Origin of the sequence: Algibacter miyuki, from assembly GCF_030409805.1 — a bacterium.
Taxonomy (GTDB): domain Bacteria; phylum Bacteroidota; class Bacteroidia; order Flavobacteriales; family Flavobacteriaceae; genus Algibacter; species Algibacter miyuki.
In genome coordinates this window covers 1-18,130 of record NZ_JAUFQP010000008.1, presented here as the reverse complement: position 1 = coordinate 18,130, position 18,130 = coordinate 1, and the positions used below count along the sequence as shown (strand labels likewise).

The 18,130-nt window shown below is 34.0% G+C and carries 15 protein-coding genes, 4 tRNA genes and 3 pseudogenes; 12 read left to right on the top strand and 10 right to left on the bottom strand.

The window, feature by feature from the left end:
* Positions 1-322 (bottom strand): annotated as a pseudogene (locus tag QWY92_RS07895) (TrmH family RNA methyltransferase); the annotation flags it as partial.
* A gap of 342 nt (positions 323-664) precedes the next feature.
* Between QWY92_RS07895 and mutS (QWY92_RS07890) the strand changes: the two are divergent.
* From mutS (QWY92_RS07890) to QWY92_RS07880, 3 genes are all read left to right on the top strand, one after another.
* Complete coding sequence (mutS, locus tag QWY92_RS07890) at positions 665-3,277, top strand: DNA mismatch repair protein MutS (protein ID WP_290268527.1); 2,613 nt, start codon at positions 665-667, stop codon at positions 3,275-3,277.
* A gap of 98 nt (positions 3,278-3,375) precedes the next feature.
* Positions 3,376-3,447: transfer RNA gene (locus tag QWY92_RS07885), tRNA-Gly, on the top strand.
* Between the two features lie 30 nt (positions 3,448-3,477).
* Positions 3,478-3,561, top strand: a tRNA-Leu gene (locus QWY92_RS07880).
* A 311-nt stretch (positions 3,562-3,872) separates the two neighbouring features.
* On the opposite strand, the gene QWY92_RS07875 is transcribed toward QWY92_RS07880, so the two are convergent.
* From QWY92_RS07875 to QWY92_RS07850, 6 genes are all read right to left on the bottom strand, one after another.
* Positions 3,873-6,083 carry a hypothetical protein gene (locus QWY92_RS07875; RefSeq protein ID WP_290268526.1) on the bottom strand — a complete coding sequence of 737 codons (2,211 nt, stop codon included), beginning with the start codon at positions 6,081-6,083 and terminating at the stop codon, positions 3,873-3,875.
* A gap of 17 nt (positions 6,084-6,100) precedes the next feature.
* A complete protein-coding gene (locus tag QWY92_RS07870; protein WP_290268525.1) occupies positions 6,101-7,087 on the bottom strand; it encodes a hypothetical protein in 987 nt (328 codons plus the stop codon).
* A 125-nt stretch (positions 7,088-7,212) separates the two neighbouring features.
* Positions 7,213-7,581 (bottom strand): hypothetical protein, encoded by a 369-nt coding sequence (locus QWY92_RS07865; RefSeq protein ID WP_290268524.1) that lies wholly within the window; start codon positions 7,579-7,581, stop codon positions 7,213-7,215.
* Positions 7,582-7,588: 7 nt separating this feature from the next.
* Positions 7,589-7,864 carry a helix-turn-helix domain-containing protein gene (locus QWY92_RS07860; protein ID WP_290268523.1) on the bottom strand — a complete coding sequence of 92 codons (276 nt, stop codon included), beginning with the start codon at positions 7,862-7,864 and terminating at the stop codon, positions 7,589-7,591.
* A gap of 88 nt (positions 7,865-7,952) precedes the next feature.
* On the bottom strand, positions 7,953-8,549 hold the full coding sequence (locus QWY92_RS07855; protein WP_290268522.1) for an RteC domain-containing protein: 597 nt from the start codon (positions 8,547-8,549) through the stop codon (positions 7,953-7,955).
* A gap of 80 nt (positions 8,550-8,629) precedes the next feature.
* Positions 8,630-8,986, bottom strand: a complete 357-nt coding sequence (locus QWY92_RS07850; protein ID WP_290268521.1) for a hypothetical protein — start codon at positions 8,984-8,986, stop codon at positions 8,630-8,632.
* A gap of 369 nt (positions 8,987-9,355) precedes the next feature.
* On the opposite strand from QWY92_RS07850, the gene QWY92_RS07845 reads away from it, so the two are divergent.
* The 8 genes from QWY92_RS07845 to QWY92_RS07810 all read left to right on the top strand — a co-directional run bounded on the left by QWY92_RS07845 (position 9,356) and on the right by QWY92_RS07810 (position 14,264).
* Complete coding sequence (locus QWY92_RS07845) at positions 9,356-9,511, top strand: hypothetical protein (protein WP_290270051.1); 156 nt, start codon at positions 9,356-9,358, stop codon at positions 9,509-9,511.
* Positions 9,512-9,591: 80 nt separating this feature from the next.
* Positions 9,592-10,188, top strand: coding sequence for an RteC domain-containing protein (locus QWY92_RS07840; RefSeq protein ID WP_290268522.1), 597 nt, complete (start codon positions 9,592-9,594; stop codon positions 10,186-10,188).
* A gap of 88 nt (positions 10,189-10,276) precedes the next feature.
* Entirely contained in the window at positions 10,277-10,402 is a 126-nt protein-coding gene (locus tag QWY92_RS07835) for a hypothetical protein (protein WP_290270049.1), read from the top strand.
* A 20-nt stretch (positions 10,403-10,422) separates the two neighbouring features.
* Positions 10,423-10,551 (top strand): helix-turn-helix domain-containing protein, encoded by a 129-nt coding sequence (locus QWY92_RS07830; protein WP_290270047.1) that lies wholly within the window; start codon positions 10,423-10,425, stop codon positions 10,549-10,551.
* A 7-nt stretch (positions 10,552-10,558) separates the two neighbouring features.
* Positions 10,559-10,927 carry a hypothetical protein gene (locus QWY92_RS07825; protein ID WP_290268524.1) on the top strand — a complete coding sequence of 123 codons (369 nt, stop codon included), beginning with the start codon at positions 10,559-10,561 and terminating at the stop codon, positions 10,925-10,927.
* A 125-nt stretch (positions 10,928-11,052) separates the two neighbouring features.
* Positions 11,053-12,039, top strand: a complete 987-nt coding sequence (locus tag QWY92_RS07820) for a hypothetical protein (RefSeq protein WP_290268525.1) — start codon at positions 11,053-11,055, stop codon at positions 12,037-12,039.
* 16 nt (positions 12,040-12,055) lie between these two features.
* Positions 12,056-12,898 (top strand): hypothetical protein, encoded by an 843-nt coding sequence (locus QWY92_RS07815; protein ID WP_290270045.1) that lies wholly within the window; start codon positions 12,056-12,058, stop codon positions 12,896-12,898.
* A 373-nt stretch (positions 12,899-13,271) separates the two neighbouring features.
* Positions 13,272-14,264, top strand: coding sequence for a hypothetical protein (locus QWY92_RS07810; RefSeq protein WP_290270043.1), 993 nt, complete (start codon positions 13,272-13,274; stop codon positions 14,262-14,264).
* A gap of 310 nt (positions 14,265-14,574) precedes the next feature.
* Here the strand turns inward: QWY92_RS07810 and QWY92_RS07805 are convergent.
* From QWY92_RS07805 to mutS (QWY92_RS07795), 3 genes and pseudogenes are all read right to left on the bottom strand, one after another.
* A tRNA-Leu gene (locus QWY92_RS07805) sits at positions 14,575-14,658 on the bottom strand.
* 30 nt (positions 14,659-14,688) lie between these two features.
* Positions 14,689-14,760: transfer RNA gene (locus QWY92_RS07800), tRNA-Gly, on the bottom strand.
* Between the two features lie 97 nt (positions 14,761-14,857).
* A pseudogene (gene mutS, locus QWY92_RS07795) lies at positions 14,858-17,469 on the bottom strand (DNA mismatch repair protein MutS).
* A 339-nt stretch (positions 17,470-17,808) separates the two neighbouring features.
* Between mutS (QWY92_RS07795) and QWY92_RS07790 the strand changes: the two are divergent.
* Positions 17,809-18,130, top strand: a pseudogene (locus QWY92_RS07790) (TrmH family RNA methyltransferase); the annotation flags it as partial.

The window sequence follows — 18,130 nt, the reverse complement described above, 5'->3', positions numbered from 1 at the left end:
TTTTCGGCCTGTTCAATCGCGCAAATTTTCACGTTTTCGGCTTTTAGTTTTTCAACTAAACCCATCGTGTTTTCATATATTCCCACGCCACAGTATCGGTACTTCCTAAAGCTGTTTTATGAATATCCTTGTGTGGTGGCGTTGCCGTAATGCCACAGAGGTAGATTTTTTCAACTAAAAACGCATCACTCGTTCTAAACACCGATCCAATATTATTTAAACTTCTAATGTTGTCAAGCACAATAATTACAGGTGTTTTCGCTGCTTCCTTAAAGTCGTCAACACTCAATCGGTCCAGTTCACTATTTTTTAATTTACGCATGATACTTGATGAATTATATTTTTTATTCCGCGAAAGCGAAACATTTTTATTTAATTAAATTTGGTTTTTTATGGCGTTCCCCAAGGGTCGGGCTTTCTGTAGTCGCTTTTTTGTGTTGCATAGGTGCAACAACACAAAAAGAGCTCCAACAATGCTCCAATCCCTAACGCGCCACGGTTATGTGCTTACTCAAGCCTGAAAATTGTTTTATAAATCACAACTAAAATCGGTGGTTGTCCATAAACTTAAAATTGTGAACAATTAGCGATAACTTCTAGGCGTTCCACTTCAAAAAAAATAGAATAATAGTTACTTTAGCAAACTTACTAAAACAGATATCCATTGGCAACAAAAAGTAAAAAAGTAACTCCGTTAATGAAACAATATAATGCTATCAAGGCGAAATACCCCGATGCATTGTTATTATTTAGAGTAGGCGATTTTTACGAAACCTTTGGTTCGGATGCTGTTAAAACGGCCGGTATTTTAGGGATTATTTTAACCAAACGTGGAGCCGGTAGCGAAAGCGAAATAGAACTTGCCGGTTTTCCGCATCATTCTTTAAACACCTATTTGCCTAAGTTGGTAAAAGCAGGCGAACGCGTGGCTATTTGCGACCAACTCGAAGATCCAAAACAAACCAAAAATATTGTAAAACGTGGCGTTACTGAATTGGTAACACCGGGCGTAGCTTTAAACGATGAGGTTTTAGTGTCTAAATCGAACAATTTTTTATGTTCTGTTTATTTCGATAAAAAAAATATAGGAATTTCGTTTTTAGATATTTCAACCGGGGAATTTTTAACTTCTCAAGGTAATGCGGAGTATATCGATAAGTTACTGCAAAATTTTAGCCCCAGTGAGGTTTTAGTCTCTAAACAAAAACGCGCTAAGTTTAATGAAACTTTTGGCGACGATTTTCACACGTTTTATTTAGAAGATTGGGTATATCAAACCGATTATGCTTACGAGACTCTAGTAAAACATTTTGATACTAAAACACTTAAAGGTTTCGGTGTTGAAGATTTACAAGAAGGCGTGATTGCTTCCGGATCTATTCTTCATTATTTAGGCGAAACACAGCATCATAAACTGCAACACATCACATCAATTTCTCGTATTGCAGAAGATGATTATGTGTGGATGGATCGTTTCACTATTCGAAACTTAGAACTTTATAATTCTACAAATAATAATGCCGTAACGCTTTTAAATGTTATTGATAAAACCATTTCACCCATGGGTGGCAGGTTGCTAAAACGTTGGTTGGCATTACCGTTAAAGAGTGTAGCCAAAATAAAACTACGTCATGAGGTAGTTCATTTTTTAACGTCCGAAGATGCTACGCTTTTAAGTATTCAAAACCATATTAAAGGCATTGGTGATTTAGAGCGATTAATTTCTAAGGTGGCTACTACTAAAGTGAATCCGCGCGAGGTTATTCAACTTAAAAATTCATTAGAAGCTATAGTTCCTATAAAAACTTTAGCGTCCGATTGCGATAACGATTCCTTAAAAATTATTGGAGATACGTTACAAAGTTGTAATGTGTTGCGTGCTAAAATTAAAGAAACTTTAAATGAAGAAGCGCCTGTAAATGTTTTAAAAGGAAATAGTATTGCTGAAGGATTCTCTAAAGAATTAGATGAATTACGAGCACTTTCAACCTCAGGGAAAGATTATTTAAATGGCATGCTCGAACGCGAAAGCGAACGCACAGGGATTACTTCGCTTAAGATAGCTTCGAATAACGTATTTGGGTATTATATAGAAGTTCGAAACACGCATAAAGATAAGGTGCCCGAAGAGTGGATTAGAAAACAAACTTTGGTAAATGCAGAACGTTATATTACCGAAGAATTAAAAGAATACGAAGCCAAAATTTTAGGTGCCGAAGATAAAATACAAGCCATTGAGCAAAAATTATTTGCTGAATTGGTAAGTTGGATGAACCAATATATCAAGGCCGTGCAACAAAATGCTTATTTAATTGGGCAAATAGATTGTTTGTGTGGGTTTGCTCAACTGGCAAAAGATAATAATTACGTGTACCCAGTTATTGATGAGTCGCACGATTTAGAAATTAAAGAAGGACGTCACCCTGTAATTGAAAAACAATTGCCTATTGGCGAAGATTATATTGCCAACGATGTGTTTTTAGATAGAACCACACAACAACTTATCATGATTACTGGGCCTAATATGTCTGGTAAATCGGCTATTTTACGTCAAACCGCACTTATTGTGCTATTGGCTCAAATGGGAAGTTTTGTGCCTGCAAAAGAGGCTCGGATTGGTTTGGTTGATAAAATATTTACGAGAGTAGGTGCCAGTGATAATATTTCGATGGGCGAATCGACGTTTATGGTAGAAATGAACGAGACGGCGTCTATTCTAAATAACATCTCAGAACGCAGTTTGGTTCTTTTAGATGAAATTGGACGTGGTACGAGTACTTATGATGGTATTTCGATTGCTTGGGCTATTAGCGAGTACTTGCATGAGCACCCGGCGAAACCGAAAACCTTATTCGCGACGCATTATCATGAACTGAATGAAATGACGGAAACTTTTGGACGTATTAAAAATTTCAACGTTTCAGTAAAAGAATTAAAAGATAATGTGCTTTTCTTGAGAAAGCTAGTTGAAGGGGGAAGTGCGCATAGTTTCGGAATTCATGTGGCAAAAATGGCGGGCATGCCACAACAAGTTTTACGTCGTGCCAACAAAATTTTAGAGAAGTTAGAAAAGTCGCATTCGAGTGAAGAACTCACAAATAAAGTAAAATCGATGCAAGACGACATGCAGCTCAGTTTTTTTAATTTAGACGACCCTTTACTGGAAAATATTAAAGAAGAAATTTTAGACATTGATATTGATACACTTACACCGGTAGAAGCGCTTATGAAATTGAATGAAATCAAGCGTATGTTGCTAAAGAAAAAACAAGGTTAAAAGTTTTTTTAAATTTTTTTTCAAAAAGGCTTTGGTAATCCAATAAAAGTCTTAAATTTGCAACCGCAATAGCAATATTGCTCGTTCATTAAAAGACTGCGAAAGTAGCTCAGGGGTAGAGCATCACCTTGCCAAGGTGGGGGTCGCGGGTTCAAATCCCGTCTTTCGCTCTGAGAATTTTTGCCTTAAAATATTCCAATGCTGAAGTGGTGGAATTGGTAGACACGTTGGACTTAAAATCCAATGTCCATTAGGACGTACGGGTTCAAGTCCCGTCTTCAGTACTATAACCGTTGTTAATCGATTGATTTTCAGCGGTTTTTTATTTTTAATACTTAATTCTTGCCAACCATTTGCCAACCATTTTTAAAAACACTCATTTACACGTGTTTTGATTTTTACCTATACGCGCGAACAGATAGTAACGAAGTTTTTTTTGACTTTTGTTTATGTGCGCGAACAGATAACCACGAAGTTTAAAATAATTCATTAGATTGATAAACATAAAACTAAAATTAAAACCTCATCAAGTTGCATAATGATGAGGTTTTAATATTCTGCTTACGGTTATTAATGTATAAACACTTTTTATTTTCTACTTATACACTGGGACTGGTTCAAAAGCGGCTTCTATAAATTTCCATGTACCGGCACCGTCGGGTTTTACACTCATTATGTAACCATGTCTTACGGTTGTATCTCCTTCAATGGTAAATTCTACTTTACAATAAAAGTTAGGAACATCAACACCGTTAATGTTGGTAAATCCTTTTAATTGCGTCATTAATTCATTACTTACAACATGCTCTCCCTCGATGTAGTAAGGTTCAAATAATCTGTTTCCTAAATCTGAATTAATAATATTATCATTTTCAGTAATGGCGGCCTTTCCGATTAATTGCGTTGTCATTGCACTATTTGCCGTCGAACTTCCAAAAGATAAATACTCGTTTTGATAGTGTTTTAACGGTGTGGCTAGTAGTGATTTTCTACGTCTTAAATTATTTGCTGGCGACAATCTTAAATTTTTCGCTGTTTCAGGGCTGAAAATTCCCGTTGGTGCCGCGGCAAAATCATCATTCCATAAACGCTCAGTTAAAACACCGGAAACATCTTTACAGTCTTTTATAAAAATATCAGTATCTCTGTCAGTATCTAAGGTCGGGTAATCTTCCCTTTGGTACCGTCTTTGTTTTTCTTCGTCGTAAACGCCTGCAATGTATTTCGAGATTGACGAATAAGGGTTTTTTATTGCTGTTATGTTTGAAACCCAATTCGCCTTTCCGTTAGGCTCGTCCAATCCCATAATACCTTCAACTTCACCGCCTTTCTCATAACCTAATTCAACACTAGAAAAAACAAAGTCCTCTGCAGTATGTTTTTTTACGTTGGCCAATGGTATAGGCAATACAATTACAATGTTAGGATTGAAAAAATATTCAAAATCCTCGGCAATAATTAGGTCCTGGTTGTTTATACTTTGAAACCCGACATGAACATTTAATACAGATTGCAATGTTTGCGTATAATCTTTAAAAGATGTTGTGAACTTTTTATACAGTTCATCGGCTAACCCGAAATTACGCAACCAATGGCCACTGTATGCGCTTAAATAAGCAAATTCACCATCTTGTGAGTATCCTAATTCGGTACGTCCTAATATGGACGCTTTAAACCTATTTGATTTTCCCGTGATTAACTGTGATAGTCTCTCACCTAAATCATGCAATGTTATTGCTTTTGTTGATGTCGTTGCAAACGTGCTACTTTCTGTTAGTATCATTTCAACGTTAATGTCTCTACAATTGATTTCTAAACGGCTTCGTGTTCCGCTACCACCTTTTAACAATTGGCTGAATTGTAATGATGCTGATTCACCTGATTTTAAATTAAGAACCTCATTAACATTGAAAGTCTGTGCGATTTCGTCATAAGTGGAAATATTATCAGCGTACCAAATCACTATTTCTCTATCGTAATCATAATCAGTACCGTTTTTATAAATGGCAACTCTTAGCCAGAATCTTGAAAAATCGGTGTTCTCGTTTCTTATAACATCGGGGGTAAATGAGATAGACAAGTCCATGTTTAAAACGCTCCTCAATTTTGAGTTTGCAAAAAACATCATTTCATTTGTTCCATCAGAAAACCTGTCACCTATTTTGGTATTAGGATATGGGTTTTGTGCATTTTCGTGCGATTTAGATTTTATAAGCAATGGTACGCATACGGACGAACCACGTTCGTTTCCTTTATCATCTGTATAATTATACATATATGCCGTATCATCATTATTGCTAACCTCGTATGTTGATGTTAAAAATATTTCTCTATCATCAATAGTTAGGTCTTTTGTTGCTAATTCAGGAATAGTGATTTGATCAATTGTTGTTGTGCTTTCAATTTCTAATTTTTCACTTTCACGTGCTTTAAAAAGTTTGTCAAAACCGCCTGAATTAATTTTAACAGAAAGTTCGTTGTTTTCTAGGTTGTAAATCGTCTCAAGTGTACTGGTGTATAGTTCAACCCATTCATCAGTATTTGGGTTTTGACCCTCTTTTTTAATTGAAACTACTTCGTTAATGCCGTAATTTTCCAATACATCAACTATATAATCTAAGCCGTCATTAGTAAATTTTAAACTTGCTGAATAATTTGTAACTATCCCGATGTTTTCAATTGTTCTTACAAATTCCTCATCCGCTGTCTCGTAACCAATAGGATCTGTAATTATGAGGTCAGGCTTATGTGTCGACGATAAAGTATGACGTATATTTTCGTAGTATGCTGCGTTAGTTAGTACCATTTTTTTCTGTTTTTAATTTAATTACTAATGTGTTTTTGTTTTAGGTGTTTTGGGGTAGTATTTAACTCACTATATGAATGGTTAATTATTACCCTTTTAGGTGTTTTTAATTTTCGGTTAATTATTACCCCTTTTTTTATTAAATCCTTTCTTAATTGCTCATGTAAATTTTCGGAATGTTTTATTATTATTTGTTTTAATTTCTTTTTAGGCTTGTCTCTTTTGTTAGGTTTTAAAGTATCTAGCCAGTATGTAATATCTGAATAGTTGTTTAACTCCTTTTTAATTGATTTTATCAACTTACTTTTGTTAATAGTCTTATCGTAATAAACGACCCTTTCAAACCTTTTTAAAAGAAAATGTAAGGCCTTATTTAGTGTTGTTTTATTTATATCTTCAAAAGTTTTAATACCTGTTTCCGTATTGAAATCAATAGACTTTTTATGCGCGATTTCAATTCTTAATGTATGTTTGCTTATTCCGTATTGTTCGGATTTATTGTAAATTTTTATCCTGTAATTATTGTGTAATACTTCAGCGTACCGCCTTTTAAACTTAAACTCAAACGGCAAACCTCGATTGAACAGCAAGCCAGTAATAAATAATTGGGGGCAAAAGTCAGGCGTAGTGTTGATCCCGAATTCTATGTTTTGAAATATCATTTTATTTGGTTTACAATCAAACAATAGACATAAATGCTTATTTATTTCTAAAATATTATCCAGTGTAAATATATTCCCGTTATAACCCTTGTAGTTTCTAACCGTTTTGTAATTCGGTGCCTTGATCTCGTTTAGAGAATTATGTAATTTATGAATACTTCCAGTAAATAAAATTAACCCACTATCGTAAATTGTAATTTTACAATAGTGGTACATGGCTATTTTTTTTGCAGCCAATAACCCCGTTTTTTCTGAAACCTCCGTTTTAAACTCGAGATACGGCAAACTTTCAAGGCGTTTCCTATCTATGTTTAAAAGCTTTATTTTTATGTAATCAATCAAAAGGAAATAGTTATATTTGCGTGTATGTAATGCGTTGCCAGTGTTACTGCATTTGAACAAAAAAAAGAGAGCCTTTGAACAGCTCTCTTTTTTTGTTTTGTTCTTGCTGTAATGTTTCTAGTTTATTATAAAAACTTCCTTAAATCGGTTGTGTAGTAGTTTTGGTAAAACTCAATTGTTAGGGTGCTGTAATCTTCGGAAAATCTAAAAACAACTAGGTTTCTTTTTCTTTGAGTGTCTCCCTTGTAAACGTTTTTTTTAGAGGTTTTAAATAAACCTGTAATGTATTTAGTCCACTTGTTTCCCTCTCGTATCTTTAACCAAAAAACAGGCATAGATTGAGCGCAATTTTGATTAACACTAATATTGATGAGGTTGGAAAATACAGGGTTTGCGCTACATTTTTGAAGTTCGTAATGTTTCACGCTTTTATATTTGCCCTCGTTTATTTCCTTGTAAACGTGAGTGACTGGTTGAGGTGTTTGCGTTGCCATCGTATTACTATTTAAGTTCAACGAAAGCATTTTCAATATCGGTACGTAAATAATATACACGTCCCCCGATTTGCTTTGCCTTTAATATTCCTTTTTTAGTCCAGTTGTGAACACTCGAGAGGTTTATTTTAAGCATTTCGGCAACCTCAACACGTGTTAAATACTGTTTAGGCTCTTTGGGTTGAAAGTGTTTTTTGAGGTCTTCTAATTGAGTTTTTACACCCTTAATAATGGCCGTTTGAAGTTGTTCAGGGGTTACTTGAATAAATTGTACTTGTGGCATTTTGCTAAATATTTTAGATTAATATTCGGCTAAATTGCAACGCTTTAGAAGTGTTTAAATACTACTAACTTTTAACTAACTAAAGATTTTATTTTGCTTTATTGTCAATGTAATTATTAAATGACCCTTTTAAGGTGTCTAAAAATATAGTTTTGCTTCCTGTTCTATAAGTAAACTTTGTGATTGCCTGATCTATGTGTTTTAATTCAGTACCAAAAACCTCTTGAACTCTTTTGAATATATCTTCCTGTTTACCCTTTAAATTTCCGTTTTCAATTAGAGCCTTTGTTAATTCTATGAGTTCGGTTTTATTTCCGTGCCATTGTATTGATCCTGTTTTTTGCTCATTGATATTTAACTTTTCATTTAAAAACGTCAAAATAGATTCAAAGGCAAAATTAACCTGTTTCCGCTTAACTTCATTAATTTCCTTTTGAGGTGTTTTAATCATGTCCAGTACTTCAGTCATGATATTGCATCCTAAAAATTCTGTTTTAATAAAAAAGTTTCCGTCTTTTAGTTCAATATATTCCGTATTCTCAAAACATGCTTTGTAAAAAGATATATTTTCTTTTACAAACCTTTGTAAACTAGCATCTTCGTAAACTGTTTTAAAGTTTTCAAAATCTGAATTAAAACTATTTTTAAATTCGTTTGCTGAAAAGTATAATTTTAGGTAATCCATTTGAACAGTGTTTTTTGCGTTGCCTTGATAAATATACAAAACCCTCTTAACACGTTTAAAAGGGTTTGTTTTATTGTTGTTTATGAGGCTTGTTTTTCTTCAATAATGGCCTGTCTTAAGCGGCTTAATTGTTCCTTTACTTCTAATTTTTCTTCATATCCTCTTTGCACCCCTTTAAGTTCGTTCTCTACTTTGTTAATTATGAGAAAATCACAATCCCCAGTGTCTAAGGCGCACTCTTTGAAATATTCAAACCTATCCGTTAAAATCATATACGAATCCTTAGTACATTCATTTGGTAAATCTGACATCCATTCCAGGCACTTCAATCCATGCTCAAAACTATTAATAGCCTGAAGCAATAACAACTGATTCCCTTTTTGCAAGTTTGCTGCGTTTTCTTCTTTTTTTAATTCAATTGCGGTTTGTTCTTTCATAATATATAAAGTTTAATTGTTTACTGCGTTTTTAATAACAGTTAGGTTTGTTTTTTTGTGTTGCTTTTGTGCTTGTAATGTATTTCTATACATTACAAGCACAAAAGCAACACAAAAAAACAAACCTAACTGTTATTAAAAACGCAGTAAACAATTAAACTTTATATATTATGAAAGAACAAACCGCAATTGAATTAAAAAAGAAGAAAACGCAGCAAACTTGCAAAAAGGGAATCAGTTGTTATTGCTTCAGGCTATTAATAGTTTTGAGCATGGATTGAAGTGCCTGGAATGGATGTCAGATTTACCAAATGAATGTACTAAGGATTCGTATATGATTTTAACGGATAGGTTTGAATATTTCAAAGAGTGCGCCTTAGACACTGGGATTGTGATTTTCTCATAATTAACAAAGTAGAGAACGAACTTAAAGGGGTGCAAAGAGGATATGAAGAAAAATTAGAAGTAAAGGAACAATTAAGCCGCTTAAGACAGGCCATTATTGAAGAAAAACAAGCCTCATAAACAACAATAAAACAAACCCTTTTAAACGTGTTAAGAGGGTTTTGTATATTTATCAAGGCAACGCAAAAAACACTGTTCAAATGGATTACCTAAAATTATACTTTTCAGCAAACGAATTTAAAAATAGTTTTAATTCAGATTTTGAAAACTTTAAAACAGTTTACGAAGATGCTAGTTTACAAAGGTTTGTAAAAGAAAATATATCTTTTTACAAAGCATGTTTTGAGAATACGGAATATATTGAACTAAAAGACGGAAACTTTTTTATTAAAACAGAATTTTTAGGATGCAATATCATGACTGAAGTACTGGACATGATTAAAACACCTCAAAAGGAAATTAATGAAGTTAAGCGGAAACAGGTTAATTTTGCCTTTGAATCTATTTTGACGTTTTTAAATGAAAAGTTAAATATCAATGAGCAAAAAACAGGATCAATACAATGGCACGGAAATAAAACCGAACTCATAGAATTAACAAAGGCTCTAATTGAAAACGGAAATTTAAAGGGTAAACAGGAAGATATATTCAAAAGAGTTCAAGAGGTTTTTGGTACTGAATTAAAACACATAGATCAGGCAATCACAAAGTTTACTTATAGAACAGGAAGCAAAACTATATTTTTAGACACCTTAAAAGGGTCATTTAATAATTACATTGACAATAAAGCAAAATAAAATCTTTAGTTAGTTAAAAGTTAGTAGTATTTAAACACTTCTAAAGCGTTGCAATTTAGCCGAATATTAATCTAAAATATTTAGCAAAATGCCACAAGTACAATTTATTCAAGTAACCCCTGAACAACTTCAAACGGCCATTATTAAGGGTGTAAAAACTCAATTAGAAGACCTCAAAAACACTTTCAACCCAAAGAGCCTAAACAGTATTTAACACGTGTTGAGGTTGCCGAAATGCTTAAAATAAACCTCTCGAGTGTTCACAACTGGACTAAAAAAGGAATATTAAAGGCAAAGCAAATCGGGGGACGTGTATATTATTTACGTACCGATATTGAAAATGCTTTCGTTGAACTTAAATAGTAATACGATGGCAACGCAAACACCTCAACCAGTCACTCACGTTTACAAGGAAATAAACGAGGGCAAATATAAAAGCGTGAAACATTACGAACTTCAAAAATGTAGCGCAAACCCTGTATTTTCCAACCTCATCAATATTAGTGTTAATCAAAATTGCGCTCAATCTATGCCTGTTTTTTGGTTAAAGATACGAGAGGGAAACAAGTGGACTAAATACATTACAGGTTTATTTAAAACCTCTAAAAAAAACGTTTACAAGGGAGACACTCAAAGAAAAAGAAACCTAGTTGTTTTTAGATTTTCCGAAGATTACAGCACCCTAACAATTGAGTTTTACCAAAACTACTACACAACCGATTTAAGGAAGTTTTTATAATAAACTAGAAACATTACAGCAAGAACAAAACAAAAAAAGAGAGCTGTTCAAAGGCTCTCTTTTTTTTGTTCAAATGCAGTAACACTGGCAACGCATTACATACACGCAAATATAACTATTTCCTTTTGATTGATTACATAAAAATAAAGCTTTTAAACATAGATAGGAAACGCCTTGAAAGTTTGCCGTATCTCGAGTTTAAAACGGAGGTTTCAGAAAAAACGGGGTTATTGGCTGCAAAAAAAATAGCCATGTACCACTATTGTAAAATTACAATTTACGATAGTGGGTTAATTTTATTTACTGGAAGTATTCATAAATTACATAATTCTCTAAACGAGATCAAGGCACCGAATTACAAAACGGTTAGAAACTACAAGGGTTATAACGGGAATATATTTACACTGGATAATATTTTAGAAATAAATAAGCATTTATGTCTATTGTTTGATTGTAAACCAAATAAAATGATATTTCAAAACATAGAATTCGGGATCAACACTACGCCTGACTTTTGCCCCCAATTATTTATTACTGGCTTGCTGTTCAATCGAGGTTTGCCGTTTGAGTTTAAGTTTAAAAGGCGGTACGCTGAAGTATTACACAATAATTACAGGATAAAAATTTACAATAAATCCGAACAATACGGAATAAGCAAACATACATTAAGAATTGAAATCGCGCATAAAAAGTCTATTGATTTCAATACGGAAACAGGTATTAAAACTTTTGAAGATATAAATAAAACAACACTAAATAAGGCCTTACATTTTCTTTTAAAAAGGTTTGAAAGGGTCGTTTATTACGATAAGACTATTAACAAAAGTAAGTTGATAAAATCAATTAAAAAGGAGTTAAACAACTATTCAGATATTACATACTGGCTAGATACTTTAAAACCTAACAAAAGAGACAAGCCTAAAAAGAAATTAAAACAAATAATAATAAAACATTCCGAAAATTTACATGAGCAATTAAGAAAGGATTTAATAAAAAAAGGGGTAATAATTAACCGAAAATTAAAAACACCTAAAAGGGTAATAATTAACCATTCATATAGTGAGTTAAATACTACCCCAAAACACCTAAAACAAAAACACATTAGTAATTAAATTAAAAACAGAAAAAATGGTACTAACTAACGCAGCATACTACGAAAATATACGTCATACTTTATCGTCGACACATAAGCCTGACCTCATAATTACAGATCCTATTGGTTACGAGACAGCGGATGAGGAATTTGTAAGAACAATTGAAAACATCGGGATAGTTACAAATTATTCAGCAAGTTTAAAATTTACTAATGACGGCTTAGATTATATAGTTGATGTATTGGAAAATTACGGCATTAACGAAGTAGTTTCAATTAAAAAAGAGGGTCAAAACCCAAATACTGATGAATGGGTTGAACTATACACCAGTACACTTGAGACGATTTACAACCTAGAAAACAACGAACTTTCTGTTAAAATTAATTCAGGCGGTTTTGACAAACTTTTTAAAGCACGTGAAAGTGAAAAATTAGAAATTGAAAGCACAACAACAATTGATCAAATCACTATTCCTGAATTAGCAACAAAAGACCTAACTATTGATGATAGAGAAATATTTTTAACATCAACATACGAGGTTAGCAATAATGATGATACGGCATATATGTATAATTATACAGATGATAAAGGAAACGAACGTGGTTCGTCCGTATGCGTACCATTGCTTATAAAATCTAAATCGCACGAAAATGCACAAAACCCATATCCTAATACCAAAATAGGTGACAGGTTTTCTGATGGAACAAATGAAATGATGTTTTTTGCAAACTCAAAATTGAGGAGCGTTTTAAACATGGACTTGTCTATCTCATTTACCCCCGATGTTATAAGAAACGAGAACACCGATTTTTCAAGATTCTGGCTAAGAGTTGCCATTTATAAAACGGTACTGATTATGATTACGATAGAGAAATAGTGATTTGGTACGCTGATAATATTTCCACTTATGACGAAATCGCACAGACTTTCAATGTTAATGAGGTTCTTAATTTAAAATCAGGTGAATCAGCATCATTACAATTCAGCCAATTGTTAAAAGGTGGTAGCGGAACACGAAGCCGTTTAGAAATCAATTGTAGAGACATTAACGTTGAAATGATACTAACAGAAAGTAGCACGTTTGCAACGACATCAACAAAAGCAATAACATTGCATGATTTAGGTGAGAGACTATCACAGTTAATCACGGAAAATCAAATAGGTTTAAAGCGTCCATATTAGGACGTACCGAATTAGGATACTCACAAGATGGTGAATTTGCTTATTTAAGCGCATACAGTGGCCATTGGTTGCGTAATTTCGGGTTAGCCGATGAACTGTATAAAAAGTTCACAACATCTTTTAAAGATTATACGCAAACATTGCAATCTGTATTAAATGTTCATGTCGGGTTTCAAAGTATAAACAACCAGGACCTAATTATTGCCGAGGATTTTGAATATTTTTTCAATCCTAACATTGTAATTGTATTGCCTATACCATTGGCCAACGTAAAAAAACATACTGCAGAGGACTTTGTTTTTTCTAGTGTTGAATTAGGTTATGAGAAAGGCGGTGAAGTTGAAGGTATTATGGGATTGGACGAGCCTAACGGAAAGGCGAATTGGGTTTCAAACATAACAGCAATAAAAAACCCTTATTCGTCAATCTCGAAATACATTGCAGGCGTTTACGACGAAGAAAAACAAAGACGGTACCAAAGGGAAGATTACCCGACCTTAGATACTGACAGAGATACTGATATTTTTATAAAAGACTGTAAAGATGTTTCCGGTGTTTTAACTGAGCGTTTATGGAATGATGATTTTGCCGCGGCACCAACGGGAATTTTCAGCCCTGAAACAGCGAAAAATTTAAGATTGTCGCCAGCAAATAATTTAAGACGTAGAAAATCACTACTAGCCACACCGTTAAAACACTATCAAAACGAGTATTTATCTTTTGGAAGTTCGACGGCAAATAGTGCAATGACAACGCAATTAATCGGAAAGGCCGCCATTACTGAAAATGATAATATTATTAATTCAGATTTAGGAAACAGATTATTTGAACCTTACTACATCGAGGGAGAGCATGTTGTAAGTAATGAATTAATGACGCAATTAAAAGGATTTACCAACATTAACGGTGTTGATGTTCCTAACTTTTATTGTAAAGTAGAATTTACCATTGAAGGAGATACAACCGTAAGACATGGTTACATAATGAGTGTAAAACCCGACGGTGCCGGTACATGGAAATTTATAGAAGCCGCTTTTGAACCAGTCCCAGTGTATAAGTAGAAAATAAAAAGTGTTTATACATTAATAACCGTAAGCAGAATATTAAAACCTCATCATTATGCAACTTGATGAGGTTTTAATTTTAGTTTTATGTTTATCAATCTAATGAATTATTTTAAACTTCGTGGTTATCTGTTCGCGCACATAAACAAAAGTCAAAAAAACTTCGTTACTATCTGTTCGCGCGTATAGGTAAAAATCAAAACACGTGTAAATGAGTGTTTTTAAAAATGGTTGGCAAATGGTTGGCAAGAATTAAGTATTAAAAATAAAAAACCGCTGAAAATCAATCGATTAACAACGGTTATAGTACTGAAGACGGGACTTGAACCCGTACGTCCTAATGGACATTGGATTTTAAGTCCAACGTGTCTACCAATTCCACCACTTCAGCATTGGAATATTTTAAGGCAAAAATTCTCAGAGCGAAAGACGGGATTTGAACCCGCGACCCCCACCTTGGCAAGGTGATGCTCTACCCCTGAGCTACTTTCGCAGTCTTTTAATGAACGAGCAATATTGCTATTGCGGTTGCAAATTTAAGACTTTTATTGGATTACCAAAGCCTTTTTGAAAAAAATTTAAAAAAACTTTTAACCTTGTTTTTTCTTTAGCAACATACGCTTGATTTCATTCAATTTCATAAGCGCTTCTACCGGTGTAAGTGTATCAATATCAATGTCTAAAATTTCTTCTTTAATATTTTCCAGTAAAGGGTCGTCTAAATTAAAAAAACTGAGCTGCATGTCGTCTTGCATCGATTTTACTTTATTTGTGAGTTCTTCACTCGAATGCGACTTTTCTAACTTCTCTAAAATTTTGTTGGCACGACGTAAAACTTGTTGTGGCATGCCCGCCATTTTTGCCACATGAATTCCGAAACTATGCGCACTTCCCCCTTCAACTAGCTTTCTCAAGAAAAGCACATTATCTTTTAATTCTTTTACTGAAACGTTGAAATTTTTAATACGTCCAAAAGTTTCCGTCATTTCATTCAGTTCATGATAATGCGTCGCGAATAAGGTTTTCGGTTTCGCCGGGTGCTCATGCAAGTACTCGCTAATAGCCCAAGCAATCGAAATACCATCATAAGTACTCGTACCACGTCCAATTTCATCTAAAAGAACCAAACTGCGTTCTGAGATGTTATTTAGAATAGACGCCGTCTCGTTCATTTCTACCATAAACGTCGATTCGCCCATCGAAATATTATCACTGGCACCTACTCTCGTAAATATTTTATCAACCAAACCAATCCGAGCCTCTTTTGCAGGCACAAAACTTCCCATTTGAGCCAATAGCACAATAAGTGCGGTTTGACGTAAAATAGCCGATTTACCAGACATATTAGGCCCAGTAATCATGATAAGTTGTTGTGTGGTTCTATCTAAAAACACATCGTTGGCAATATAATCTTCGCCAATAGGCAATTGTTTTTCAATTACAGGGTGACGTCCTTCTTTAATTTCTAAATCGTGCGACTCATCAATAACTGGGTACACGTAATTATTATCTTTTGCCAGTTGAGCAAACCCACACAAACAATCTATTTGCCCAATTAAATAAGCATTTTGTTGCACGGCCTTGATATATTGGTTCATCCAACTTACCAATTCAGCAAATAATTTTTGCTCAATGGCTTGTATTTTATCTTCGGCACCTAAAATTTTGGCTTCGTATTCTTTTAATTCTTCGGTAATATAACGTTCTGCATTTACCAAAGTTTGTTTTCTAATCCACTCTTCGGGCACCTTATCTTTATGCGTGTTTCGAACTTCTATATAATACCCAAATACGTTATTCGAAGCTATCTTAAGCGAAGTAATCCCTGTGCGTTCGCTTTCGCGTTCGAGCATGCCATTTAAATAATCTTTCCCTGAGGTTGAAAGTGCTCGTAATTCATCTAATTCTTTAGAGAATCCTTCAGCAATACTATTTCCTTTTAAAACATTTACAGGCGCTTCTTCATTTAAAGTTTCTTTAATTTTAGCACGCAACACATTACAACTTTGTAACGTATCTCCAATAATTTTTAAGGAATCGTTATCGCAATCGGACGCTAAAGTTTTTATAGGAACTATAGCTTCTAATGAATTTTTAAGTTGAATAACCTCGCGCGGATTCACTTTAGTAGTAGCCACCTTAGAAATTAATCGCTCTAAATCACCAATGCCTTTAATATGGTTTTGAATACTTAAAAGCGTAGCATCTTCGGACGTTAAAAAATGAACTACCTCATGACGTAGTTTTATTTTGGCTACACTCTTTAACGGTAATGCCAACCAACGTTTTAGCAACCTGCCACCCATGGGTGAAATGGTTTTATCAATAACATTTAAAAGCGTTACGGCATTATTATTTGTAGAATTATAAAGTTCTAAGTTTCGAATAGTGAAACGATCCATCCACACATAATCATCTTCTGCAATACGAGAAATTGATGTGATGTGTTGCAGTTTATGATGCTGTGTTTCGCCTAAATAATGAAGAATAGATCCGGAAGCAATCACGCCTTCTTGTAAATCTTCAACACCGAACCTTTAAGTGTTTTAGTATCAAAATGTTTTACTAGAGTCTCGTAAGCATAATCGGTTTGATATACCCAATCTTCTAAATAAAACGTGTGAAAATCGTCGCCAAAAGTTTCATTAAACTTAGCGCGTTTTTGTTTAGAGACTAAAACCTCACTGGGGCTAAAATTTTGCAGTAACTTATCGATATACTCCGCATTACCTTGAGAAGTTAAAAATTCCCCGGTTGAAATATCTAAAAACGAAATTCCTATATTTTTTTTATCGAAATAAACAGAACATAAAAAATTGTTCGATTTAGACACTAAAACCTCATCGTTTAAAGCTACGCCCGGTGTTACCAATTCAGTAACGCCACGTTTTACAATATTTTTGGTTTGTTTTGGATCTTCGAGTTGGTCGCAAATAGCCACGCGTTCGCCTGCTTTTACCAACTTAGGCAAATAGGTGTTTAAAGAATGATGCGGAAAACCGGCAAGTTCTATTTCGCTTTCGCTACCGGCTCCACGTTTGGTTAAAATAATCCCTAAAATACCGGCCGTTTTAACAGCATCCGAACCAAAGGTTTCGTAAAAATCGCCTACTCTAAATAATAACAATGCATCGGGGTATTTCGCCTTGATAGCATTATATTGTTTCATTAACGGAGTTACTTTTTTACTTTTTGTTGCCAATGGATATCTGTTTTAGTAAGTTTGCTAAAGTAACTATTATTCTATTTTTTTTGAAGTGGAACGCCTAGAAGTTATCGCTAATTGTTCACAATTTTAAGTTTATGGACAACCACCGATTTTAGTTGTGATTTATAAAACAATTTTCAGGCTTGAGTAAGCACATAACCGTGGCGCGTTAGGGATTGGAGCATTGTTGGAGCTCTTTTTGTGTTGTTGCACCTATGCAACACAAAAAGCGACTACAGAAAGCCCGACCCTTGGGGAACGCCATAAAAAACCAAATTTAATTAAATAAAAATGTTTCGCTTTCGCGGAATAAAATATAATTCATCAAGTATCATGCGTAAATTAAAAAATAGTGAACTGGACCGATTGAGTGTTGACGACTTTAAGGAAGCAGCGAAAACACCTGTAATTATTGTGCTTGACAACATTAGAAGTTTAAATAATATTGGATCGGTGTTTAGAACGAGTGATGCGTTTTTAGTTGAAAAAATCTACCTCTGTGGCATTACGGCAACGCCACCACACAAGGATATTCATAAAACAGCTTTAGGAAGTACCGATACTGTGGCGTGGGAATATATTGAAACACGATGGGTTTAGTTGAAAAACTAAAAGCCGAAAACGTGAAAATTTGCGCGATTGAACAGGCCGAAAC

What these genes read in the sequence shown, in the direction of transcription:
- QWY92_RS07860 (WP_290268523.1), bottom strand. Translation starts at nt 7,864, where the DNA reads ATGCCACAAGTACAATTTATTCAAGTAACCCCTGAACAACTTCAAACG.
- QWY92_RS07875 (WP_290268526.1), bottom strand. Translation starts at nt 6,083, where the DNA reads ATGGTACTAACTAACGCAGCATACTACGAAAATATACGTCATACTTTA.
- QWY92_RS07815 (WP_290270045.1), top strand. Translation starts at nt 12,056, where the DNA reads ATGGTACTAACTAACGCAGCATACTACGAAAATATACGTCATACTTTA.
- QWY92_RS07840 (WP_290268522.1), top strand. Translation starts at nt 9,592, where the DNA reads ATGGATTACCTAAAATTATACTTTTCAGCAAACGAATTTAAAAATAGT.
- QWY92_RS07825 (WP_290268524.1), top strand. Translation starts at nt 10,559, where the DNA reads ATGGCAACGCAAACACCTCAACCAGTCACTCACGTTTACAAGGAAATA.
- QWY92_RS07850 (WP_290268521.1), bottom strand. Translation starts at nt 8,986, where the DNA reads ATGAAAGAACAAACCGCAATTGAATTAAAAAAAGAAGAAAACGCAGCA.
- QWY92_RS07865 (WP_290268524.1), bottom strand. Translation starts at nt 7,581, where the DNA reads ATGGCAACGCAAACACCTCAACCAGTCACTCACGTTTACAAGGAAATA.
- QWY92_RS07855 (WP_290268522.1), bottom strand. Translation starts at nt 8,549, where the DNA reads ATGGATTACCTAAAATTATACTTTTCAGCAAACGAATTTAAAAATAGT.
- QWY92_RS07830 (WP_290270047.1), top strand. Translation starts at nt 10,423, where the DNA reads ATGCTTAAAATAAACCTCTCGAGTGTTCACAACTGGACTAAAAAAGGA.
- QWY92_RS07835 (WP_290270049.1), top strand. Translation starts at nt 10,277, where the DNA reads ATGCCACAAGTACAATTTATTCAAGTAACCCCTGAACAACTTCAAACG.